General features: G+C 55.7%; 15 protein-coding genes and 1 pseudogene. 7 read left to right on the plus strand and 9 right to left on the minus strand.

Translation table 11 applies throughout. The features are described 5' to 3' along the window. Nucleotides 1-208 precede the first annotated feature (208 nt). Complete coding sequence (locus tag FRD01_RS10880; protein WP_146959519.1) at nt 209-2,209, plus strand: DUF1592 domain-containing protein; 2,001 nt, start codon at nt 209-211, stop codon at nt 2,207-2,209. Between the two features lie 12 nt (nt 2,210-2,221). After that, nucleotides 2,222-3,538 carry a DUF1552 domain-containing protein gene (locus tag FRD01_RS10885; protein WP_146959521.1) on the plus strand — a complete coding sequence of 439 codons (1,317 nt, stop codon included), beginning with the start codon at nt 2,222-2,224 and terminating at the stop codon, nt 3,536-3,538. Here the strand turns inward: FRD01_RS10885 and FRD01_RS10890 are convergent. Further along, complete coding sequence (locus tag FRD01_RS10890; protein WP_146959523.1) at nt 3,535-6,429, minus strand: sigma 54-interacting transcriptional regulator; 2,895 nt, start codon at nt 6,427-6,429, stop codon at nt 3,535-3,537. The two genes, FRD01_RS10885 and FRD01_RS10890, sit on opposite strands and share 4 nt — an antisense overlap. Before the next feature lie 116 nt (nt 6,430-6,545). Here FRD01_RS10890 and FRD01_RS10895 point away from each other — a divergent pair, with 116 nt between their 5' ends. The 3 genes from FRD01_RS10895 to FRD01_RS10905 all read left to right on the plus strand — a co-directional run bounded on the left by FRD01_RS10895 (nt 6,546) and on the right by FRD01_RS10905 (nt 12,077). Then, nucleotides 6,546-9,377, plus strand: coding sequence for a 2-oxoglutarate dehydrogenase E1 component (locus FRD01_RS10895; RefSeq protein ID WP_146959525.1), 2,832 nt, complete (start codon nt 6,546-6,548; stop codon nt 9,375-9,377). Between the two features lie 159 nt (nt 9,378-9,536). Further along, nucleotides 9,537-10,685, plus strand: a complete 1,149-nt coding sequence (locus FRD01_RS10900) for a protoglobin domain-containing protein (RefSeq protein WP_146959527.1) — start codon at nt 9,537-9,539, stop codon at nt 10,683-10,685. Nucleotides 10,686-10,688: 3 nt separating this feature from the next. After that, complete coding sequence (locus FRD01_RS10905; protein ID WP_146959529.1) at nt 10,689-12,077, plus strand: sigma-54-dependent transcriptional regulator; 1,389 nt, start codon at nt 10,689-10,691, stop codon at nt 12,075-12,077. Here FRD01_RS10905 and glyS read toward each other — a convergent pair. Genes glyS through FRD01_RS10920 form a run of 3 tightly spaced genes read right to left on the minus strand, consistent with a single transcriptional unit; the run spans nt 12,074 to nt 15,763 of the window. Continuing rightward, nucleotides 12,074-14,137, minus strand: a complete 2,064-nt coding sequence (gene glyS / locus FRD01_RS10910) for a glycine--tRNA ligase subunit beta (RefSeq protein WP_146959530.1) — start codon at nt 14,135-14,137, stop codon at nt 12,074-12,076. The genes FRD01_RS10905 and glyS overlap by 4 nt on opposite strands. 2 nt (nt 14,138-14,139) lie before the next feature. Further along, nucleotides 14,140-15,027, minus strand: coding sequence for a glycine--tRNA ligase subunit alpha (gene glyQ, locus FRD01_RS10915; RefSeq protein ID WP_146959532.1), 888 nt, complete (start codon nt 15,025-15,027; stop codon nt 14,140-14,142). Between the two features lie 58 nt (nt 15,028-15,085). After that, the gene (locus tag FRD01_RS10920; protein WP_146959534.1) at nt 15,086-15,763 is read right to left on the minus strand and encodes an RluA family pseudouridine synthase; all 678 of its coding nucleotides are present in this window, start codon (nt 15,761-15,763) and stop codon (nt 15,086-15,088) included. Between the two features lie 115 nt (nt 15,764-15,878). Between FRD01_RS10920 and FRD01_RS10925 the strand changes: the two genes are divergently transcribed. Together FRD01_RS10925 and FRD01_RS10930 are read left to right on the plus strand one after the other, a co-directional pair. Continuing rightward, nucleotides 15,879-16,463: a helix-turn-helix domain-containing protein gene (locus tag FRD01_RS10925; protein ID WP_146959536.1), complete on the plus strand. Its 585-nt coding sequence runs from the start codon at nt 15,879-15,881 to the stop codon at nt 16,461-16,463. Continuing rightward, entirely contained in the window at nt 16,460-18,889 is a 2,430-nt protein-coding gene (locus FRD01_RS10930) for a VIT domain-containing protein (RefSeq protein ID WP_146959537.1), read from the plus strand. The genes FRD01_RS10925 and FRD01_RS10930 overlap by 4 nt, the downstream gene beginning before the upstream one ends. Here FRD01_RS10930 and truA read toward each other — a convergent pair. The 5 genes and pseudogenes from truA to FRD01_RS10955 all read right to left on the minus strand — a co-directional run bounded on the left by truA (nt 18,849) and on the right by FRD01_RS10955 (nt 24,791). Beyond that, entirely contained in the window at nt 18,849-19,628 is a 780-nt protein-coding gene (truA, locus tag FRD01_RS10935) for a tRNA pseudouridine(38-40) synthase TruA (RefSeq protein WP_146959539.1), read from the minus strand. The genes FRD01_RS10930 and truA overlap by 41 nt on opposite strands. 17 nt (nt 19,629-19,645) lie before the next feature. Next, nucleotides 19,646-19,969, minus strand: a complete 324-nt coding sequence (trxA, locus tag FRD01_RS10940) for a thioredoxin (protein ID WP_146959541.1) — start codon at nt 19,967-19,969, stop codon at nt 19,646-19,648. Between the two features lie 103 nt (nt 19,970-20,072). Then, nucleotides 20,073-21,854, minus strand: a pseudogene (rpoD, locus tag FRD01_RS10945) (RNA polymerase sigma factor RpoD); the annotation flags it as partial. Between the two features lie 84 nt (nt 21,855-21,938). After that, complete coding sequence (dnaG, locus tag FRD01_RS10950; protein WP_249756181.1) at nt 21,939-23,738, minus strand: DNA primase; 1,800 nt, start codon at nt 23,736-23,738, stop codon at nt 21,939-21,941. 117 nt (nt 23,739-23,855) lie between these two features. Beyond that, nucleotides 23,856-24,791: a DUF2804 family protein gene (locus tag FRD01_RS10955; RefSeq protein ID WP_146959547.1), complete on the minus strand. Its 936-nt coding sequence runs from the start codon at nt 24,789-24,791 to the stop codon at nt 23,856-23,858. Nucleotides 24,792-24,793: the final 2 nt, after the last annotated feature.

The raw sequence follows: 24,793 nt of genomic DNA on the forward strand, positions 1-24,793 counted from the left end.
ATTTGGCATCTTACATATGGGTACATTAGACCACATCGGGTACTCTTATCCGTGGTGCGAGTACCACGATCAACTCTGAAAACCCGGTCTTGCCCTCTATTTCAGGGGGTAAGTACACGGATCAAACTACTTCTGGGGTTTAACATCGCAGGATGCGTGCCAACCACTTTGAAGCATGTGGCACAGATCATGAAACACTGTTTGACTCATGAAGCGAGCAACTCAGATATTTTTGTGTGCGATGATGGCTGCGGGCTGTGAAGGGAAACTTCAGATGTTCGCGGACGGAGCTCCAGTTCTTGTCGGTGGGGAGGAAGAGGAAACCGAGGCGAAGCTGACCCCGCAGGCCTCTTTGCACCGACTCAACCGCCTTGAATACAACAACACCATTCAGGATCTTCTCGGCGTTGACCTGGAACCTGCGAACAACTTCCCACCGGATGCTTCCGTGGAGGGGTTCGATAATATCTCGTCGGCGCTGACGGTCACGCCTTCTTTGATGGATAACTACGTGGAGGCGGCTCGTGTAGCGGTCGAGGATGCTTTCGCGACACGCCCGGTCTTCTCGAGCCAGCTCGAAGAAGATGATCCGCGTTGGACGTATTCGATCAACCGCGCCGACAACACGATTGGCGGGATTGTACGCCTGAGGGGCGGTCGCGCAGACGCCACGGTGTCTCTCAGCGAGGCGGGGCAATACCGAGTGATCATTAGGGCTCAGGGATACGTCAATGGAGGAGCCGCGACCCCGAGAATGCGCCTAAGTGTCGCAGGCCAGGATTTCGACTTCGACCTTCCAGGCGCGATGCAGGACATGGTTTATACGCTTGAGACGGTGCCCGGCTCCCACGGCGTCTCGATCGCGGCGTTAAATTTCGAAGAGGATGCGCCCGCGAATCGCGGCAACGATATCATGGTGGACTGGGTGCGAATCGAGACTCTGGCTGAGCGCCAGGGACCCGCATACGAGCATTTTGTGACCTGCGATTTCGCACAGGATGGTTGTGCACTCGAGACGTTGATGGGTTTTTCCGAGAGGGCTTGGCGGCGGCCTTTGAGCGACACTGAGACAACCAAGATCCGAGGGCTTTTCGACACGTTCTTGAGACACGGCGAGACACCTGAAGACGCCTTAAAGCTTGGGCTTCGGGCGGTTTTGACCTCGCCGAAATTCCTTTTCCGTTATCGGACCGTAGAAGACGCCAATTCGCCTGATTTGCTCGATCCGTGGGTTCTTGCGAGTCGCCTCTCGTACTTCATTTGGAGCTCCACACCGGACGATCGGCTGCTCGCAGCGGCGGCCGACGGGACGCTAGGCTCGCCCGCAGGCGTTCGAGAGACGGTTGCATGGATGCTCGATGACCCAAAGGCTCAGGCGCTCGCGGACGGTTTTGCGGAGCAATGGCTCGATCTAAGGCATCTTGAGCAAGCTTCTCCGAGCACCGAGGCTTATCCGACCTTCAATGAAGATGTGCGCGACGCGATGATGCAGGAATCGAAACTCTTCTTCTTGGACTATCTGGAGCGGCCGAACCCGATTTCAACGATGTTGGAACCTGATTTTGCGTGGCGAAACATCGCACTTTCGCAACATCTTGGTGTTGCGGCACCTGAGGGAGATGGGTTCGTTCGGACCGAGGTCGGAGCCGACGAGCGCTCGGGCGTTTTGGAATTGAGCGCGTGGTTGACTGCACGTTCGGATACCGACCACTCCTCACCCATCAAACGAGGCTCCTTTATTGCGGACCAGATGTTGTGTTCGCCCGTACCACCGCCACCACCAGGGCTAGAGATCGGACAGCTTTTGGAGGCTTCGAGTGGTCTTTCGATGCGTGAGCGTCTGGAGATGCACCGCAATGACCCTGCGTGTTCGAGCTGCCACCTCTACCTTGACGTATTGGGCATGGGCTTTGAAGTTTACGATGGTGCCGGGCGTTGGGTGGATGATCCTAACCTGGACTCAAGAGGTGAATTGCCTGGTCTGGGTGATTTTAGGGGTGCGAAGGAAATGGTTGCCATGGTGGACCGTGAGGACTTTGTGATGTGTGTGTCGAAGAAGCTCTTGACCTACGCCATCGGTCGAAAGCCGACTCAGGCTGATATCGAAGCGATGAGTGGAGATGGCGAGATTTTGACCACCACAATGTCTGATTTGATCACAGCGATTGTGCTTTCACCGGCGTTTAGCTACCCGGTCGAGCTGAAGTAGAGGAGAGTGAAGATGCGCCATATTTCCCGAAGAACCTGGCTCAAAGGGGCCCTTGGAGCCACACTCGCCCTGCCCACCCTTGAATTCTTTAGTGCAGGAACGGCGAGCGCGCAGTCTGGTGGGGCACCACGGCTTCTGGTCTATTTCCTGCCGAATGGCCGAGTGCCCGAATGGTGGGTTCCGAGCGGCGGTAGCGGTGCGCTGAGTTTTCCAGCCGAATCCGCAGCGCTTCAGCCCTTTGCGAACCGAGCCCTTTCGGTGGTCAACCTGGATAATATCGCGGCACGTGAAAGTCCCGGCGCAGCGCACGCGATGGGAACTTCTACAGTGATGTCAGGCGTTAGGTTCCCAGACCTTGCGGGGCTCAAGTGCAACACTACTCTGGACCAGTACGTGGCTCAAGAGGTTGGCGGCATGAGTCGATTTAAGTCGCTCCAGTTTAGTGCGGGCGAGCCGGCGACTTGCGATGTCGGTGGCTCACCTTGTCCATATACGCAATGCATTTCGTGGGCGGCCCCGGGGCAGCCTTTGATCCCGACCATCAATCCCGCACGCGCATTCGATCAACTTTTCGATACGAGCGTTGACGGCCTCAAGGGCGAAAAAGCGGAGATTCGCAAGATTTCCAGGCGCTCATTGTTGGACTTTGTGCTCGAAGACGCACACGACCTCGAGCGGAAGTTGGGGAGCGAAGATAAGACACGGCTTGAGGCGTATTTCACGTCCTTTAGGGAGGTAGAACAGCGCTTGACCTCCGAGGCGGTCACTGACGCGTGCCCTTTGCCAGCTGCCGCACCTGGGGGCACTCTGGCCTATCAGGAGCGCGTCGGCGCGTTCCAGGAGATCATGAAACTCGCGTTCCAATGCGACCAAACGCGCGTGATTTCATTCATGATCGAGTTCGGTTTGAGCCAACGCACACACGATTTCCTCGGCGCTCCAGGCCAACATCACGCGATTTCACATGGAGACCCAGGACAACTTCGCCGCGTAGAAACCTGGCATGCTCAACAGATCGCGGGGTTGTTGACCATGCTTCAGGACACGCCAGACATCGATGGTTCAAGCCTTTTGGATAACACGATGGTTTTGGTCATGCCGAGCATGGGAATCGGCACGGTGCATGACCATTCGCGGGTTTGCCCATTGATTTTTGGCGCTCAGAATCACGTGCAGACCACAGGTCAGCGCGTTCAGGCGGATGGAGTGCCCTTGGCTAATCTACACGTCTCGTTGCTGGAAGTCTTTGGAATCGAGGGGCAATTTGGAAACAACGGAATGATCTTTGGGGACTATGGAGCCGGAACCCTGCAAGGCATCCGCGCCTAGAACCTGAGATCGGCGGCCGTCAGCACCTTGGGCAGCGGCGTATAAGCCAGGGAGCGCTCGATCACATTTCTTAGTTCTCGAACATTTCCGGGCCATTCATGCCGACGCAGTCGCTCGGCGGCATCCTGAGCGAGCTTCGGTGGGTTCTCGTCTTCGAATTGCTCGATGAAGTGTTGCGCGATCGGGGCGATATCTTCGGGCCGCTCCCTCAGAGGTGGGATTTCAAGCGATACCACGGCGAGGCGGTAATAGAGGTCCTCTCTAAACTTGCCTTCTTTGACCATCTGTTCGAGATCGCGATGCGTCGCGGCGATCACTCGAACATCGACCTTTGTGGCGTGCGTCTCACCTAGTGGGAAGACCTCGCCGTTTTCGAGGAAACGAAGCAATTTTGGTTGCAGGTCCAGGGGGAGATCCCCGATTTCATCGAGGAAAAGAGTACCTCCATCAGCGGCACGTATCACGCCAGGGTGGTGACTCGTTGCTCCCGTGAACGCCCCCTTTCGGTAGCCAAAGAGCTGTCCTTCAAAAAGCTCACGCGGTACAGCCGAACAGTTGAACGTCACGAAGGCTCGGTTCTTTCGAGTGGACATGGAGTAGACGGCGTGTGCGACGACCTCTTTGCCGACCCCGGATTCACCCCCGATAAGCACACTGGCCCTCGAGTTTCCGAGCCTTTGAATCTCTTGGACCAATCTCTTGGTGACTTCAGCTTTGGCGATGAAGCCCGGGATGACCACCGGCGTGTGGTCCTCGTAGGTTACGGAGCGGGCGAGGCTTCGAGATGCTCGCAACGAAGTCGCCTCCATGGCAAGGCTCGCCACATGCGTCAAAAGGTTGAGCGCGGTGTACTGATCGCGTGGAATGGAGGCGGAGAGGCCGAGTCTAAAACGCCTCCCCAATCCGTCTCCAAACTCGATAAACGCGCTGGGTTCGGGGCCCGTCTTAAATAGCGTTTGAACACCGGTGGACGTGAGTTCTTCGACTGTCAGGCATGAATCGGGGATACCCAGGAGGTCTTTCGTCACGTCGAAAAGTTCTTCGAGGATCTGTGCGACGCTCAACCCGCGCACGCTCAGGCGGTTCATATACACCGCGAGTAGATGCGCGCCACTGAACACGACGTCTCGTGTAGCGCATTGTCCGCGCGGATAGGCATAACGCTCGTCTCGGAGACGCTCGACGGCCTCGATGCGATACGGAGCCGGAACTTCAAGACCGAGCTCCTCCCATGCCTGATCTGACTCTTCAAACTCCGCCGCCACGTCATGGCCAAGGAGGAAGGCGTTCATCAAGCGAACTCTGGCGGCGAGCAAACATTGAGCCTGATCCGCGACCCTTCGAAACGCCGTTTCGGCGGCATCGACGTGTTGTTCGGCTTCATCGACGCGTGAATCAAGGGCTGCTTGTACGGACTTAAAGAGTCTGAGGACTGCGGTGGTCCAGTAGAGCGGCACCCTCTCCAGCGCCTGTTCAGCGCGTCGAAGATACTCAGTCGCGCTCGCCGGCTCGCGGTTTAAGGTGGCCGCATAAAACGCCATGCTGAAGGCGTAGGATTTGAGTTGAGGCAGGGTGCCACACTCGAGTTCAAGCTCACCTGCAAGTGCGAACTTATTGGCGGAAAGCGAAAGATTCTCGGAGAAGTTAAGCAGGGCTTCGGCGAAGGTGAGCGCAGAGCGGGTCAAGGTGGACCGGTGTCCGCCCGATACCACGAGGATCTTATCGGGGAGGTTTCTCAATCCGACGATATCCCCTGTCAGGTAGAGCACACGGGCCCACGTGTAGACCAGTTCAACGGGAGGCCATTGGGCGCTTCGGGCTAGCTCCCGAGACCGTTGGAGGTGTTCGAGACATTCGTCGAATTCGCCTCGGCGAGAGAGGCATTCTGCCCATGCCGCCTCGAGGGCGAGCGTGACCCAACCGGGTTCGAGTCGGTGTAAATTGGCGGTATCTCTGGCGCGTTTGAGCTTTGCTTGCACTTCGTCGACAGGCGTGGCGGCGAAGAGTTCGACCGAGGCAAGCAAAGCGGTGGCCCTCACGGCTACGAGGGGAAAGTCGTTTTCAAAAGCGGCCTCGATGGTCTCTTCAAATTGTGCGATCGCGTCCACGACGCATCCCGAGAGATAGGTTTCGAGCGCTTGAACCTCTTGGAGCAGTCTTCTGACGAGAGCACTGCGCGCGACGAGTTCGTGATCTTTTTCCTCTCGGATTCTGGCCATGAGGTTGGCGTCGCCAAAGTGATAGGCGGCCCAGAGCTCGGCTACGCGCAAAAGGGCGATCAAATCAGGTTCTTCGAGTAGCTTTTCGGCCCGGGCGACATGGGATGAAACGCGCCCGGCACTAAAGATTTGCCCGTCTGGACAGGAGAAGAGGAGTGCGGCGGTAAGGTGGAGTCTCCCCGCGAGTTCCGTACCGAGCTCATCCGACTGACGGATCACAGGGGCCAAAAGTGCGAAGGCTCCTCGCACATCATTCTTCCAAAGCAGTTTCATCAGGGCTTGAGCGACTTGCCCGGCGACAGCATCGGATTCGTCGACAGAAGAAAAGAGCTGGAGGATGACTACATCAGCCTCATGCCATTGAGCCGCCATGATCAGTTCGAAGGCCTCTTTGGCCTCAGCGCTGAGGTTGCCGGGGTGAAAATGACCGTTCTTCTTGGGCACCGGCCGAGGAGTAGACGCGATGGACCTTGGGGGCTCAAGACGCGGTGTGTCGCGGGTTTGCGCGACTTCGCGCAGACGTTTGAGGAGTCGACGCTGTGGACGTCTCGATTCGTTGGCCGAAGGGTCGAGCTCCCAGCGATAGACCGTAAGTGGCGTCACGCCGACGAGTTCCGCGAATTCCTCGCGACTCAATTCACCCCTGAGCTCGATAATTTCTTCGGGCGTCATAGTAATAACGTAGCGCCTCTTTCTTGTGTTCGCCACTTACAGTGGAGGACGGGATGTGTTATATCTTCGTGCGGCAAAAATTTGAGTGTTGTCTTCCTTCACCCCCATGAATAGCCGTGTCCAGCAACAAAGCGTCGGAAACACTTCTTTCGGGCGAGAACTTGCCCTTCATCGAGCAACTCTACCACCAGTATCAGGAGAACCCTGACTCTGTTGATCCAAGTTGGGTACCTCTCTTCCGAGAGTACTACCCGGAGGATGCGAATAAGGTGAAGCCAAGCTTCTCTCCACGCAGCATCTTTGGGCCAACAAACGGTGGTTTGAACGGAATGTCGGAGGCAGAATACGCGCCGATTCCGCACAAAAAGCCGCTCAAAACGCCAGGTCGCAGCACCAAGTTTGCGGCTCGCGTTCTTGGGTTGATCGAGGAGTATCGGCTCCACGGTCATTTGGTTGCGGGACTCGATCCGTTAGGGCGGCCGCGCCGAAATTCTCCGCCAGAGCTCGATCCTAAGTACTTTGGGTTTACCGACGAGGATATGGACGCCAAGATCGTGGTGGCCGAACTTTTTGGCGATCGCGAAGTAACCTTGAGGCAGGTCGTTCAGCGGCTGCGCGAATGTTATTGCGGCACAGCGGCCGTGGAGTTCGCGAATATCCCGGACACGAAGACCCGCGAGTGGTTGCGCGAGCAAATTGAGCAGCACAACTATTCCGAGATCGATGGCGCAGCAGAGCGTCAGAAGATCTATGAAGATCTCGTGGCTTCGGATGCGTTTGAGACGTTCCTTCATACCAAATACGTGGGCACGAAACGCTTCTCTCTCACCGGTGGTGACTCGCTCATCCCGATGATGACTGCGGTATTGGACGAGGCTGCCAATTCTGGCGTGGAAGAGTCGATCTTAGGCATGGCCCACCGCGGCCGCCTGAACGTCTTGCACAATATTATGGGTAAGCCCGCGAGCGCGATGCTTTCGGAATTTGAGAAAGCGCCGAACCCTGAAGAATACATGGGCTCGAGCGACGTGAAGTACCATATGGGGTACTCGAGCGATTTTCAGACTCGCAGCGGCAAGAAGATCCACCTTTCGCTCACGTTCAACCCGAGCCACCTCGAGTTCGTAAACCCTGTGGTTCTTGGGCGTTCACGCGCGAAACAAGATCGGCGCGGCACGGATCGTTCCAATGTGTTGCCGATTTTGCTTCATGGTGATGCGGCGTTTAGTGGTCAGGGCATCGTGGTGGAGTCGTTGAATCTTTCGCTCGTCGAGGGCTTCAAGGTCAATGGATGTATCCATATCGTGACCAATAACCAGATTGGTTTCACGGCAACTCCAGACGAGACGCGCTCCACTACGTATTGCACCGATATTTCGAAGATTCTTGAGGCGCCGATTTTCCACGTCAACGGAGACGACCCGGAGGCTTGTGTTCGCGTTGCAAGGTTAGCCATGCGGTACAGGCAGATCTTCAAGCAAGACGTGATCATCGACCTCGTGTGTTATCGGCGCTACGGCCATAACGAAGGTGACGAGCCTCGTTTCACTCAGCCGGTCATGTACAGCACGATCGATTCGCTCTCCCCTGTCCGTGAGCATTATTGCAACACGCTTGTGGAGTCCGGTGTGCTCTCCCGAGAGAAGGCGGACGAGATTTGGGAGACGCGCATGAATGATTATGCGCAGGCTTTCCAAGAGGTCCAACAGGCACCAAAGCGCTCGCCGATCAGCACGCTGGCCGGGGTATGGGACAAGTATGAAGGCGGGCGGATCGACAACGATGAAGTCATCGAGACTAAAGTCGAGCAGTCGGCCTTGACCGAGCTCGGCCTCAAGCTCGCCGAGATTCCGGAGAGCGTTAAGGCGCACCGCACGATCCAGCGACTCTTCAAGCAACGCGAAGAAATGGCTCGCGGTGAGAAGCCTATCGATTGGGGATTTGCCGAAGGTTTGGCGTTTGCAAGCCTCTTGGTTGAAGGCACCCATGTGCGCCTGACGGGCCAAGACGTGGTGCGTGCGACCTTCTCCCAACGGCATGCCGCGGTGGCTGATGTTGAGACGAATGAGCGTCATTGGCCACACCGGCAACTTGCTGAGAAGCAGGGCCGTTTTGAGGTCTACAACTCGATTCTTTCCGAAGCCGCGGTTCTGGGGTTTGAGTACGGCTACAGCCTTGACTACCCGGACACCTTGGTGCTCTGGGAAGCGCAGTTCGGCGATTTTGCGAACGGCGCACAGGTCATCATCGACCAGTTTATCTCGTCGGGTGAAGACAAGTGGAAGCGGCTTTCTGGGCTTGTCATGCTCTTGCCTCATGGCTTTGAAGGTCAAGGTCCAGAGCACTCGAGCGCAAGGCTTGAGAGGTTCCTGCAGCTCGCGGCAGAAGACAATATGTACGTCTGCAACTTGACCACGCCAGCACAATACTTCCACGTGTTGCGACGTCAGGTTCGGCACCCGCTTCGAAAGCCTTTGATCATCATGACTCCGAAGAGTTTGTTGCGGCATCGGCTTGCGATTTCGGAGCTCGAAGAGCTCGCAACAGGTGAATTCCAGCATGTGATTCCAGACGTGCGAGGCCTGGACGCGTCTGAGGTCAACCGTGTGCTCTTCTGCTCGGGTAAGGTCTACTACGACCTGGTTCAGGCCGCGGAAGAGCGTGGGGACACCACAACGGCTATCGTAAGACTTGAGCAGCTCTATCCGTTTGATACAGGGGCAATCAAGAAGATCCTCGAGACCTACTCACACGTGACAGACTTGCGCTGGGTGCAAGAGGAGCCGAAAAATATGGGTTCCTGGTACTTTGTGCTGCCAAGATTCCTTGAGGATTTTGGCATCCAGCTCAAGTATGCGGGTCGCGTAGAATCGGCGAGTCCTGCGACGGGTAATTTTGATTCGCATGAGATTGAGCAGAACAAGCTCATCGCGGACTCTTTCACCTAAACACTGAAACTTCTTCGCGGAAGGCACGAGGCGGCGCAAGTTTTGCGTCGCCTTTTTGCGTTTAGTATCCTAAAGCCCATGCAACTCAAGGCAGTATAGGGCTTTGGGGCTAGTGGCACGATCCTTGGAAGAGAAGAAGGTTCGGAAAGAGGTTCCACAATGCTCGTATTTGATGAAATCAAAGACTACATGGCGTTTACGCCGCAGGATGCGGCGTGTTTGGCCGAATTGCGACCGATTGTAGCCCCCCATTTTTCAGATATCGTCAACGCATTTTACACCGCACTCTATGCGAACCCCCGGACCAAGGCCGTTTTCGAGTCCGAGGAACAGGTTGAGCGTTTGCGAAAGTCGTTGATGACGTGGTTGGACGAGCTTTTTGGGGGCAGGTACGACGATTCGTATTTCATTAAGCGGGCCCGAATCGGGCGCGCACACGTGGCGGTTGGCCTTTTGCCACACTTCATGTTTGGCGCGATGAATGTGATTCGGTCTGAAATCGTTGAGATCATTCACGCCGAGCACGCCCCAGAGAAGCGGCATCCTTGCGCAAGTGCGGTGAATCGCATTTTGGATCTGGAGCTCACGATCATGGTGCAGTCCTATTGGGACAACCTGATGGAGATGAAGCTCAAGGTTCCCGCGGCGCTTGCGAGTGGGCTCGCGCATGAAATTCGCAATCCTTTGAACGCGTTGGCACTCAATATCACGCTCCTTGAGCGAAAAATGCGCGCCATTGAGGACGACCAATCGGGCCCCATCATGGATGCGATGCGCTCCGAGATCCGACGTATCACGGCGTTGACCACCGAGATTATGGATTTTGCGAAGCCAATCAGCGTGGAGCGTGCCTGGTGTTCGGCTCGGCGCCTAACCGATGTGATGCGAATGAACCTCGGGACAACCATGGACGCTACGGAGATCGAGTTTACGAGTGAGCTTGAGGGACCGGACGAGCTCTATTGTGACTCAGATCGCCTCCAACAAGCATTGCTGAACTTGATTACCAATGCGGTCGAGGCGATTCGGCACACTCCTGGTCGCGTCAATCTTAAGATTCTGAACGATGATTCGAACACAACCATCGTGGTGTCAGATAATGGGGAAGGAATGACGCCGGCGATGCAATACCGGATGTTCGACCTCTTCTTCACCAGCAAGACAACTGGAACAGGGTTGGGGCTCGCAATCGTTAAAAAGATCGTTGAGGCCCATGAAGGCGCGCTGGATGTCACCTCGAAGGTCGGGCAAGGGACCGCCTTCACCATTTCAATTCCTCGCCCAGCGGCGGGGCCACCTGAGTCATAGATTATGTCAGCTGCTAGTGAAATTGTTGAAAGAAATGTGGGGTCTATCCTCGTGGTGGATGATGAGGCATCAGCGCGTCAGGTTTTGGTTCAGCTCTTGCGTGACGACGGTCATCATGTGGAGGAGGCAGCGGATGGATTTAAGGCCCTTGGCGTGCTTCAGGATTGGCGCCCGGACATCTTGCTGACCGACCTTAAGATGCCGCTGATGGATGGCGTGCAATTGTTGAAGAAGGCTCGGGAAATGTACCCGGACCTGACGTGCATCGTGATGACCGCGTTTGCGTCGGTGGATACCGCGGTTCAGGCCATGAAAAGTGGCGCAAACGAGTACCTTACTAAACCTCTTAACTTTGAAGCGGTGGAGTTGACCATTGAGCGCGCGTTGGAGCGTGTTCGGTTGGTCAAGGAGCTCGAGGTTCTTAGGGAAAAAGCCAACACAGCAGCTCCACAGATCGTGGGTAATTCTGCGCCAGTGAAGCACTTGCTTCAGCTCATTGATCAGGTGGCTCCATCCAGAGCCACTGTGTTGATCACCGGAGAATCTGGCACGGGAAAAGAGATGGTGGCTCGTCGAATTCACGAGATGAGCAACCGAGGTCGAAAGCCCTTTATGGCCCTGCATTGTGCGGCTCTAACCGAGACACTGCTTGAGTCGGAGCTGTTTGGTCATGAAAAAGGAGCGTTTACCGGCGCGGCGTCTACGCGGCGAGGCCGTTTTGAAGAAGCGGATGGCGGCACCATTTTCCTCGACGAGATCGGCGAGATTTCGCCTTCAACTCAAGTGAAGTTGTTGAGATTTCTGCAGACTCGAGAGTTTGAGCGTGTCGGCGGCAACCAGACGATTTCGGTGGATGTTCGAATTGTGACGGCTACGAATCGTAATCTGGCCGAAGAGGTTCAGAAGGGGCGCTTCAGGGAGGACCTCTACTATCGTTTGAACGTGATCAATATTGAGACTCCTCCACTTCGAACGCGTCGCTCGGATATTCCGCTTCTGATGCGGCATTTCGTGGACAAGTATTCGCGCGAGAACAGCAAAACGATTCAAGAGATCGACTCCGAGTTTGTGCGAGAGCTCGAGAGCTATGACTGGCCTGGCAATGTGCGTGAGCTCGAGAACGTGATTGAGCGCGCGGTGGTATTGACTGAGAGCGGCCGGATTACGGCGGACCATCTGCCGCGCACCGTAACTCAGTCGAGTGGTAGCAAGGCCTGGGGTAGTGATGTGGTCATCCCTGGTTCTCGGCTTGAGGACCTGGAGCGCTACGCCATCCTTGCGACGTATGAGTCCACAGGTGGTGATTCGGCTGAAACAGCCCAGATTTTGGGCGTGTCTCAGCGCAAGATTCAATACAAACTGCGGGACTATCGAGACGCGGGCCTCGTCTAGACCGAAAGGTCTGCGACCTTGAAGAATAGGCTACGTGTACGCGCGAGGAGCGCGATACGATTGGCGCGCAGGGCGTCATCCTCAGCCATGACCATCACCGTTTCAAAGAACTGATCTACAGGCGCTTTAAGGGCAATCAAAGTCTGGCAGGCGCCTGCCCAATCACGTGCTTCGATTGCGGCCTGCATCTTAGCCTCAGCGGCCGTCACCGCTTCGAAGAGTGATTTCTCGGCGGGGTCTTGCAAGAGGTCGGCATTAACGTCAAGCGACGCAGCGTCTTGTTTCTTGAGAATATTGACCACGCGCTTGAACCCTTGTGTCAGCGGCTCAAAATCGGGCAGATTCTTGATCGTTGAGAGGGCCTCGACCCTGTCTGAGACGCTCAAGACATCGTTGAGACCTACCGCCAAAACGGCATCTACAAGTTCCGTGGGGTGTGCCTGCACCAACGAGTGCCTGAGTCGTGTACTCACAAACTCACTCACTTGCGCCACGACTTCTTCTCGCGAGAGCTTGAGCGAGCTCGCATCGTAGGCCTCAAAGGCGAGTTCGATGAGCGTTTTAAGGCCGATCGTGTACTCCATAGCCTGAAGCACTCTGAGCACGCCCAGAGCCGCACGACGAAGCGCGTATGGGTCAGCGCTAGCGGTTGGCACGAGGCCAATCCCAAAGCAGCCCACGAGGCTATCGAGCTTCTCAGCGAGCGAGAGGCAAGCCCCTGCGTGCGAGGTTGGGACTTCGGCATCTGCGCCTTTTGGCAGGTATTGCTCATAGATGGCCCGCGCGACTTCAGCCGACTCACCGGCAGCCTTGGCATACTCGCGCCCCATCACACCCTGAAGGTCCGGGAATTCGGAGACCATGCCCGTAGCGAGATCTGCCTTGGAGAGTTCTCCGGCGCGATTTGCGGCGTTGACGACTGCAGTTTCCAATCCGAGTTCGGAAGCGATTGCGACGGCCGTCTTTGTCATCCGGCGTGCGCGCTCATCCATGGTCCCAATCTGCTTGAGCCAAACCACGGTCTCGAGTTTTCGATTATAATCCTCCAGGCTCGCCTTGAGGTCTTGAGACCAGAAGAACTTGGCATCGTCGAGCCTGGCCTTGAGCACCCGGAGGTTACCGGCGGCCACCACGGCTGGGTCTCTAACGGGCGTATTGTAGACCACGCCACATGCCGCGATCAGCTTTCCATCGGCCCCCTGAAGGGCGAAGTAGCGCTGATGCGATCGCATGGACGAGATCAGGACTTCCGGCGGAAGCTCAAGATAGGTCTCGTCATACCTGACGAGAAGCACGTAGGGATCCTCTACAAGATAGACGACTTCATCAAGGAGCGCCTCGTCTGAGATCACGTGACCGCCGGCTTCTGCGGCCACCTTGGAGAGCCCTTCTCGGATAATCTCTCGACGCTTTTCCGTATCCAAAACCACGTGGGCATTGGCCAGCCCGTTGCGGTACGATTCGTGCCCCGAGACACTGATCGGTGCGGGAGCTGCAAACCGATGCCCATAAGTGATATTGCCAGATTTTACGCCCGCCCACTCCACTGGAATCTGCTCCCCGGCAAACACGGCAACAATCCAGCGCACGGGCCTTGCGAAGGTCTCCTTTCGATCTCCCCATCGCATTGATTTTGGGAAGTTCGTCTGAGCGATCAGGCCTTCGAGCAAACGGGGCAATACTTCAGCGGTGGGCTTTCCAGCTTCAAAAACCTTGGCCGCAACGTACTCGCCCTTCTCCGTTTGCACCGAGAAGAGGTCTTCAACAGCGACCCCTTGGCCGGCCGCAAAGCCGGAGGCAGCTTTAGTAGGCTGACCATCACGAAACGCAGCCGCCATAGGAGGACCGGTACGAACCTCCTCTAGATCTTTTTGGCTCGCAGCCAGTGTGGCGAGGAGCGTGAGGCGGCGTGGTGTTGCAAAAGCATGGGCCTCGGCATTGATTCGAGCGTCTTTGCACGCCGAGAGAAAACGCGCGTGCAGATCATCGAGTGCCACTTGGACAAATCGAGCGGGGATATCCTCACAACCGATTTCAAAAACAAGTTCTTGAGTATTCATTATTAACCCTCCACCCCTTGAAGTAGCGGAAACCCTAGGGCTCGGCGCTTTTCAACGAAGCGCTCGGCAATACCACGTGCCATATTTCGAATTCTTCCGATGTACTTTTGTCTTTCGGTGACGCTGATGGCGCCACGTGCATCGAGGGTGTTGAAGACGTGATTTGCGCGCAAAATATAGTCGTAGGCGGGGAGCACGAGCTCTTCTTCCATGAGTCTTTTGGCTTCGGTTTCAAGCTCGTCGAACCACTTGAAGTAAAGCTCAGCATTGACCGACTCGAAATTGAAATGACTGAACTCGACTTCTTCCTGATGGCGGATTTGGCCATAGGTGACGCCGGGGGCCCACTCGAGGTCGTAGACGTTATCTTTGTTTTGAAGGAACATCGCGATTCGCTCGAGGCCGTAAGTAATCTCCGCGCAGACTCGCTCGAGCTCGATGCCACCAACTTGTTGGAAATAGGTAAACTGGGTGGCTTCCATGCCATCGATCCAGACTTCCCAGCCGAGGCCCCACGCACCAAGTGTGGGTTGTTCCCAGTCGTCTTCCACCAGCCTAAGGTCGTGCTCGAGGGGATCAATTCCGATAGCTCTAAGGCTATTGAAATAGAGGTCGAGCACATTGTCGGGGCTCGGCTTCAGGATGACTTGGAACTGAAAGTAGGACCCGAGTCGATTCGGGTTTTCGCCATAGCGACCGTCGGTTGGGCGGCGGCAGGGCTCCACGTAAGCTACGTTCCACGGCTCCGGGCCGAGGGAGCGAAGGAATGTGGCAGCATTTGCGGTGCCCGCCCCCTTTTCAATATCCCAGGGCTGCGCGAGTACGCAGCCATACTCGGCCCAATATGTCTGGAGCCGCAGAATCATCTCCTGAAACGTCTTTGCCTTCATAATCGCCTCGTGGTCGAGCCAGAATCGGGCGAGTTATAAAGGACACCCCGCTTCGCGTCTAGCTAGCATTGTCGGTTGTGGAGGCCCTCAAGCGCTCAATGCCCTGGGCCAAATCGAGCGGAATCGGCGAGAGCACTTTGATCTCACTTCCCGAGGCCGGGTCCTGAAAAACAAGTTCCGCTGCGTGCAACGCGAGGCGCTCGATACCATAGGCACTTGCGATTTCGCGATTTAATGCTCCCTTTCCATAGTTTGCGTCGCCTATGATCGGGTGATTGAGGTGTTTGAGGTGGCGGCGGATCTGGTGAAAGCGGCCTGTCTTTGGTTGTGCCTGGACGAGCGAGAGTGTGCGTGGAGTGGCGGGCAAGACTTCGATGGGCTCAAAGCTGGTTGTGGCGGGCACGCGCTCTTTGCCCTCCCCTTTGGGGACGGGGTGATCGAGGACTTTGGACTCAGTGAAGGCTCCGCGTACAAGCGCGATATAGGTCCTTTGAATCGTATGTTCTGTGAACTGGGTCTGGAGGACTCGCGCCGTTTCTGAGTCTTTGGCGAAGAGGATTACACCGCTAGTTCCGCGGTCGAGACGGTGCATTGGATAGGTGGTTTTGGATTGAAGGTAATCTGCCACCAAGTCCACCAGAGTGACCTTATCCGCCGCCATACCACGGTGGACGAGTAGTCCAGATGGTTTGTCGATGGCGAGTAGATTAGGGGTTTCTAGAAGAATGTTGAGCATGTGGGGTCTTTGGTTCTGCACTGAACAAGTAGGAATCGCATACGCGGAGAGAGCGCGCAAAGACAACTCTGATTTCTAATTTGACAGCGTTATTTAACAGTGTTACATTGCCCGTATGAATGAGACGTTTGACATACACGAACTATCTGCCCAGAGCGCCGCAGAACTTGGTCCGTTGGAACAAGAGAGCGGTCGAGTCAGTGATGTGCCGAGCACCCGAACAATTCGGTACTACACACAACTCGGCATCCTCTCCCCTCCCCTTCGTTTCGAGGGACGCACAGCGATCTATGGCAGAAAGCATCTGGCACAGTTGGTGGCAATCAAGCGGCTTCAGATTCAAGGGCTGTCTTTGAGGGAAGTCCAGGCGGAGTTGACGGGAATCGACGATGGCACACTCGAATCACTGTCACATATCTCGATCAATACTGTCACAAACAAAGATACGGTTCAGCGTTCGAGACGCGAATTTTGGACCGAAGCTCCAGCCGAGATTTCGGCGAGTCCTGAAAGGGAAGTGGAAGAGCAAGTCGTCTCCGACGCCCTGAGGTTTGATGACAACGCAGCCCTGGTTTTAGAGGGGCTTTCTCGCCACCTGACCCAATCAGATCGTGCGGCCATCGAGGCCGCAGCCGGCCCGCTACTAAAAGTGTTACGGACACGCAACTTGGTCTTGGACCACAAAAGGAGGAATCCATGAGCATCGCAATTTTGGACGACAATCAACTCAATTCAGCGGAGCCAATCTTAAGCGAAGCAGGATTTGGTGCGATGGAGACCTCAAGGGGCAATCTCCCATTGGCCGCGCTCGATCTTGATGTGGAAATCGTGGGGCTTATCGCTCGAGTCAAGCTCAAGCAGCGATATTACAACACCCACACACAGCCTCTCGAGGCTACGTACATCTTCCCTCTTCCGGATCGCGGCGCTGTGCGCGGGTTCAAAATGACGGTGAACGGTCGAGTGATCACGGGCGAGATTAAGGAGCGGGGCCAGGCGCGCAGGGAATACGATGAGGCCATCTCTGCGGGCAAGAGCGCGTCGATCGTGGAAGAAGAACGACCAGATACCTTCACCATGCGTGTTGGAAATATTCCTCCGACAGCCTTCGCTGAGGTCGAGCTCGAATTGGTGATGCCCCTTGTTTGGCGGGCCGGCGAGGCGACCTTCCGTTTTCCTCTTGTCGTTGCGCCCCGCTATGTGCCGGGCATGCCACTTCCCGGCGGGCAAGTCGGCACCGGAATCTCACCCGATACCGATGCCGCGCCAGATGCATCCAGGATTTCGCCGCCCGTGCTACTGCCAGGGTTCCCAAATCCAGTCAGCCTCTCTATCGATTGTTCGATCGACGGTGCCGGGCTCGAGGTCCAGAACATCGCATCGAGCCTGCATGCGATTACCTCCGGCAAATCCGGCTCCAAACACCTGATACGAATCAACCCGGGAGAGCGCGTCAATCGCGACTTCATCCTGCGGTTTCAGACGAGTGGAGCAGAGCTTGGGAGTTCCTTGACGGTGATCCCGGATTCGGACTCCGACAAGGAAGCCACGTTCATCATGACCTTGATGCCGCCCATGTCTGCTGTGGATATGCGGCGGCCGCGCGATGTGGTCTTTGTGCTCGACCGCTCGGGTTCGATGCAGGGATGGAAGATGGTGGCCGCGCGACGCGCTGTGGGTCGGATGATCGACTCGTTGGACGCCATCGACCGCTTTGAGGTTTTGGCATTTGATACCGTGATTGAGACCTTTGAAGACACTCCGACGCTCAAGGAGGCCACGAATCGCGCACGTTATCGGAACGTCGAATGGATTTCGAAGGTTGAAGCTCGAGGTGGGACGGAGATCGCGCCCTCAATGGAGACGGCCCTGAAGCTTTTAAGCGACCGCTCACGTGAGCGACATGTGGTCTTGGTCACGGATGGGCAGGTTGGTAACGAGGACCAGATTCTCAAACACGTCAAAAAGCACAACCACGGGGCTCGTGTGTTTACGGTGGGCATCGACCGAGCGGTCAACGCAGGGTTCTTGAATCGTTTGGCTCAAGAGACTGGCGCGCTGAGTGAGCTCGTTGAGTCAGAGGACCGACTCGATGAAGTGATGGATTCGATTCACGCCATGATTGAGGCGCCACTTCTGCGCCAGATCAAGCTTGGATTCGACGGAGCCACACTCATCCCAGATTCGTTGACACCAAGGGAGCCGCTCACGCTTTTTGCGGGGTCTCCACTTCAGGTCATGGGGCGGCTTTCGCTCAATGGAGAGGTGAGGGCAAGGGTAAGGGCTGCCGGGCGCTCGGGCGAACTCATCGAGGAAGTAGTAGCCTCCAGCAGCACATCAGACACAGCGTTCTCTGCCGTCTGGGCGCGGGCGCAGCTTCGTAAACTCGAAGACCGCGACGTGGTTGAAGGGCACTCCAGCAATCGCAACAAGATTATCGAGCTTTCGCTCAAGCATAAGGTCTTGTGCCGGCATACTGCTTTTGTGGCTGTAGATCATTCGTCCAGCGTAGAAGGCAAGCTCCTGCAGGTCACCCAACCGGTTGAGCAGCCTGACGGTTGGGACTCCGACGGATTTGGTGGCGGGATGGCGCTGATGTCTGCGGCTCCACAACAGGGGGCATATACTCAATCAGGCGTCATGCCGCCCCTCCCCGGATCCCCTCTACCAAGACACAGCCCCGCAAGCCCAGCCATGTACTCTAAAGAGCGTAAGGCAGAGTCTGCCGCTGCCCCCCGAAAGAAGAGTTTGCTCGGCACGCTGACAAGCTTCTTCTCGTCTGACGGCTTCTCGGAGGAAACAGAGGCTAGTGAGATTAGCGAGGATGCCGAGGTCAACGAGCTCAAAATCTTGTGGCAGACACTGTTGAACCTTCTGGACCTCGGGTCCTTGGATGAGACGCTCAGGAGCGAACTTGAGGACGTGCTCGAGGAGATCGAAGCAGGCACGGCGAATACGCTTGAGGACCTGATGGCGCACCTGAACGCGATTGCGCAGCAACACGGTATCAAGACCGATACCGAGCCTGCCGCCGAGAGTCTTGAAGAGCTGGAGGCCCTTGCGCCGGTCTCGTTGGATGTGGCGTTTAGTGCGGTTCTTCGGGAGATTCGTAGAAGACTTCCATAAGGCAGAGTCCTTGCGCGGGCGCAGTTCGCCCCGCAAGGCGCCTATTTCCCTTCTCAAGCGCTTCGAGAACCTGCCCCTCAGCCATCCTGCCCTCTCCAGTCTCGACGAGCGTACCGGCGATAATGCGGACCATATTCTTCATGAAGGCGTTTCCACGCACGACAATCCTAATCAGGGGCTTCTCGTCATGAACTTCGATGCTGAAGATCTGGCGAATCGTAGACTCGGACTGGCAGTCTGCCGCCCTAAAGGCCGAGAAGTCGTGCTCACCTACCAAGAGGTCCGCGGCACTCTGCATCTTCGAGGCATCCAGCGGCAATCCAAAGGTCCACGAGCGGTGGCGCTCCAGGGGCTCTGGATACCGTTGATTCCAAACGCGGTACTCGTAGCGTTTTCCTTTGGAATCAAACCGTGCGTTGAAAGGATGCTCCAGAATCTCAGCACTTCGAACCAAGATGGAGTCGGGCGTCAAAGAGTTTAAGGCTCTAACGTAGTCCCACTCAGTTTTTCCTGGGATGTGCGGAAACGAAGCGACCTGACCTGAGGCATGAACTCCAGCGTCAGTGCGGCTTGCCCCTTGAAATTCAAGCGTGAAAGGGTCTGGATGGTTTTTGAGAACGGCCAGCGCAGAACGCAAAGAGCCTTCCACAGTGGGAAGGCTCGGCTGCTTTTGCCAGCCGTGAAAATCGGAGCCGTCGTAGGCAATGACCAGACGTACCGTCGAAGTGTGCTCAGTCATTGCTCAGGCGGTCTAAATTAGACGAGTTTTTCGAAAAGCTTTCTCAGGCCTGCTTCACCAGAGAAGCCAACAGCCACGTCCTGCACGTCGTTGCCGCGAAGGGCCACGAACATAGGGATCGAAGACACGTTGAACGCCTGTGCGATTTCTTGCTCTTCGTCTACGTTGACCTTCATGACCTTAACTCGGCCATCAAATTCTTCAGCGAGTTTGTCGAGAACTGGCGCAGCGGCGCGGCAAGGACCGCACCATGGTGCCCAGAGGTCTACCACAATCGGAAGGTCAGAATTCGTTACTTCGGCCTCAAAATTTGCTGAGGTCAGGGCACTTGCTTTACTCACGTTTGACTCCTTACGGCCCAAAAACAATCAACTTTGGAGGGCCATCGTCTATGGGATTCCCGACATGAATTCAGGATTCCAAAAAACCAAATGTTTGCGTTTCCTAGAAGTCCACAAAGCTCTCGAGCTGTTTCGAGCGGCTTGGATGCCGGAGCTTACGCAGGGCTTTTGCCTCGATCTGACGGATACGCTCGCGCGTTACGTTGAAGTCTTGGCCCACTTCTTCGAGCGTGTGGTCCGACTTTCCGCCGATTCCAAAGCGCATACGCAAGACTTTCTCCTCACGAGGCGTGAGCGTCGAGAGCACTTTTCGCGTCTGGTCTGCGAGGTTAGAGTTGATGACCGCTTCGGATGGGTTGACTGCTTCGTCGTCGGCGATGAAATCCCCGAGCGAAGAATCTTGCTCTTCACCGATAGGCGTCTCAAGGCTGATAGGCTCCTTGGCAATCTTGAGCACTTTGCGGACCTTCTCAACGGGCATATCCATCTTTTCGGCGATTTCTTCCGGAGACGGTGGACGGCCGAGATCTTGAACAAGGTGGCGCTCGGTACGAGCAAGCTTGTTGATGGTCTCGATCATGTGCACAGGGATACGGATGGTACGTGCCTGGTCGGCGATTGCGCGAGTGATGGCCTGACGAATCCACCAGGTTGCGTAGGTGGAGAACTTGTAGCCACGCTGGTACTCGAACTTATCGACAGCCTTCATGAGGCCGATATTGCCTTCCTGAATGAGGTCGAGGAATTGCAGACCACGGTTGGTGTATTTCTTGGCAATCGAGACCACGAGGCGCAGGTTTGCCTCAACGAGCTCAGCCTTGGCACGCTCGGCCATTTTCTCGCCGGCAAGTACGGCCTGATAGGTGATTCGAAGCGAGTCGACGCGTGATGAAGCCTCCATCTCTACGGAGCGGATGCGACGGCGAATAGCGCGCATTTCGCACCAGACGTCCTCGAGACGGTCGCGGGTGTTGAGCTTGCCAAGCACCGGCATCTCTTTGCCTGAGCGAGTGGTCTTCATCGCACCACGCACTTGGTCGAAGGTGACCTTGTGGTAGCGCTCGAGCTTTGCGAGGTCCCATTCAGCCTTGTCGATGCGATTGATAAGGCTCTTGAAGCGCGCCACGATCTTATCGGTGTGCTTCTTCGTGAGACGAACACCTTTCATGACCTCGAACATATCTTTTCGGTTGGCCTTGATCTTCTCGCGGAACTTCTTTCGCTGAGCACGGGTAAGGCCCGGCTTGGTGATGAGGTCCTCGGCGAGCTGGCGGCTCTCGGCATCGATGGCGCGGATGCGGTCGACTTGCTCAAGGAACCAGTCTTTGCGCTCGTCCGTCGAGTACTCGATAGGCTGGCCTTTATCGTCCTTAGGCAAGTCTTCTGGGTTCGGAGCCTGAAGCACATCGGTAAGCTTCACCTTTCCTTTGCGAACACGCTCGCCGAGGAGAAGCATCTCACGCACACCTGCCGTGGTGCTAAGTACCACAGTGAGAATGGTCTTCTCACCTTCTTCGATGCGCTTTGCGATTTCGACTTCGCCCTCGCGTGTAAGAAGTGGCACCTGGCCCATCTTGCGAAGGTACATACGAACGGGGTCGTTGCCCTTGACGTAATCGTCTTTTGCTTCCGGCTTCTTTTTAAGGTCGGTTTTGGGCTCGTCGGAGACAGGCTTTCTGTTCTTCGCTTTTTTAGGGTCGTCGACGATCTCGATTCCCAGCTCAACGAAGAGCATCATCATATCATCGATTTGCTCGCTAGAGAGCACCCCTGGAGGCAATGCGTTATTGACCTCTTCGTAGGTAAGGAAGCCTTTTTCCTTTCCCATATCGATGAGTTTTCTTACTTCAAGACTTGTTTTGCGAGCGTTCGACATCAAGCTGTCTCCCTGTCAGTTTCTCGTGACGGAACCACCGGTTCCATTAACTGTTCTTTTTAACTTTTCCAAGTACTTCTCTTAAATTTTTGATCAACGCGTGTCTGGCGACTGCCTGAAACGCTCAACCATCAATTTTTGCTCGGATAATTGCTGATATTTTTCTCTTTCGGTCATAAAATTTGTTTGTGCAAGCTCACGGTTCAGCTCCTTGAGCGTTCGTTCTGCCCACTGTTTTTTGATGGCACGTACACAATCGTCATAAAATCGCTGGGTACGCTCAGCGGTGTAGAGCTCCTCGGGGGCCATAAGCGCCTGCTCCACAGTACGCTTGAAGGCCTGATTTTCAACATATTGAAGCACTGAAGCGTGAGAAATCTTCCCATCTTCTTGAATTTGATCGGGCAAAGCCCTCAAAAAGCTCGCTAGTTCGGAGCTTGAGAGCAGTCCATCAAAGGAGTTTTCGAGGAAATGCGCCAGAAATTTCGGGCTATCCAAGATGACGGTCAAAATCCCGAATTCCGCGGGCGGGAGCTCAAGTGGCCGCTGTGAATCCTCAATGGCCTGACGTACCCGTTGTGCCGCCATCTTTGGACGTTGGATGTATTCACGCAGGAGTTGCGGCTCGATATCGAGGCGCCGCGAGACTTCCTGTGCGTAATGCTCCCACGTCACCTGGTTCTTTACATCTTTCAGGATTTTTCCTGCGTCTTCGAGCGCGCCGAGCTTTTTCTCGACTTCATTTCCTTCAGCTGGCGCGAGCACACGATCAAGCGCCCAACCGATAATGGGCGGGGCGGCCTTAATCTTGGCTTCAAGTGCCTGCTTTCCTTCACGTCGGACAAAACTATCAGGATCGTCGGTTTCGTCAAATCGAACGACTCTGACGTCTAGCTCGGCCTCATACGTAGCGGCCATGGAGCGCTCGGTGGCATCTTCACCTGCGGAATCGCCGTCAAACGCGATATAGACTTCACGGCAATACCTCCCAAGGAGCTTGGTTTGTTCGGCGGTCAACGCCGTTCCCATGGGTGCCACGGCTACCTCGATTCCCTGAGCGTGAAGGGCGATGACGTCAAAATTCCCTTCCACGAGGAGAGCCCAGCCTTCCTGCTGAATGGCCTGTTTGGCGGTGTAGAGTCCGTAGAGCTGGTGTCCCTTGGTGTAATAAGAGGTTTCCGACGAGTTGATATATTTGGGCCCGTCATCGTCTGCGGCAAAGACTCGGCCACCAAAAGCGAGCGTATTTCCCCAGATGTCTTGCACGGGGAACATGATTCTGTGGCGGAAGCGGTCGTAAAAGCCGTTTTGTTCGCGTCTTTCGAGGGCAAGCCCGGCTTTGGTGACCCATGAACCAGGGATATTTTCCTTTTCGAGATGGTCCAAGAGCCCTTGCCAACCTTGTGGGGCATAGCCAAGCGCGAACTTTCGAGACGTAGCTTCATCGATGCCGCGCTCGCTGAGGTAAAGTTGTGCTGCGCGTCCCACCTCAGACCAGAGGTTGTCCTCATAATAGGTTCTGGCGAGGTCCATGATGCGGAAGTAGAGCTTTTTACCTTCGCGTTTCTTGTCGCTTTCGGCGCGTTCTTCTTCAGACTCTTCGGGAAGCTCCACACCGTGCCTTTCGGCCAGGTAGCGCACGGTTTCGGGGAAATTCCAGCCTTCGATGGCCATAAGAAACCCGATGACGTTTCCTCCCGCTCCACACCCAAAACATTTGTAGATGCCTTTTGCCTGATGAACATTGAAGCTCGGCGTTTTCTCGTTATGGAACGGACACAAACCCTTATGATTTGCGCCAGCCTTCTTCAACGTGACGTACGTTGAAATGGTTTGCACGATATCAGCCCGCCTGAGCACCTCGTCGATGACATCTTCCGGGATTCGACCCATAAAATTCATCTCTTGATAAGTTCTGGTGCCGTGGCGAAGGCCCCGTACCGGGGCAAAACAGGCGCTGAAGTGTAGCGGCTGAAATGCGGCTGTCAAATCGTTGTCAAAACTATTTTCCTACCATCTGGCGAAATGGTCCTCAGCCACGCCCGGCAGGGCGACGGTTTGTCCGAGTAGGGTTCCATTCCAAACTCCAAGAGGCTGTTTGTAGACGGAGCGCACGAGCTTGAGATCGACGTCTTCTCGCCGAATACCTTCGATATCCATCCTGAGGTCTAGCGCCCCGCAATTAGATTTCACCGCGCAGAAGGCCTCGCCCACTTCCACGGTGGCACGGTCAAACGCGTAGATTTCGCCTTCGGCCCAGACGCAGTTTTCGAGGTCGGCGTTGAACCCCTGAATGGCGTTAAAGCCTAAGCGTTGTTCGGCATCTGAGCCCATCGCCCAGAGCCATGACGTCTCGCGGGCCATGAAGCCGTGGGAGTGGTCGAGCAAACCGTGACCGAGTCCAAGCTCATGAAACACGCCCGAAATACGGAGCCCACCGCGTGCGGTCAGACCGACTTCTTTTCGAGTGGTATTGTGCAAAGATGGACTTCCTTGAACCGGGCAATGGGCGGTGAAGGGCGCCAAGTTTGAGACCAGGTTGATATCGATATTGACGTGTTCCCAGTCGATCCGAATCTCCCAAAGATTGGTGGACGGCCTCTCGATAGAAAAGCCGCTGGATTTTGCGATGTCTCTGGTGAACGTGTCATCCGCAACGCGCACCAGACGCGCTGGGAGCGTTCGTGAGGCCTCGTACACAAGACTCTGAGTCGTTCTATCGAACACCCAGACAAACGCCTTTGTGGCGTATCTGAGGTCTACGAGAGCTCCACCGATGGCGTAATTTTGGAAGAATGCCCCGAACCACTGCCACTTCTTCTCAGACTTCAAAAACTCCCAAGAACGAGAAAACTCCCATCGCGACTCTCCTCGCCATGTTCCGAAGGCCCCTTGAGAGTGGGCCTTCGGAGCATCGAGCAAGGCAGAGAGCTGATGGGAGTTCATCA

Origin of the sequence: Microvenator marinus (genome assembly GCF_007993755.1) — a bacterium.
Lineage (GTDB): Bacteria > Myxococcota_A > Bradymonadia > Bradymonadales > Bradymonadaceae > Allomicrovenator > Allomicrovenator marinus.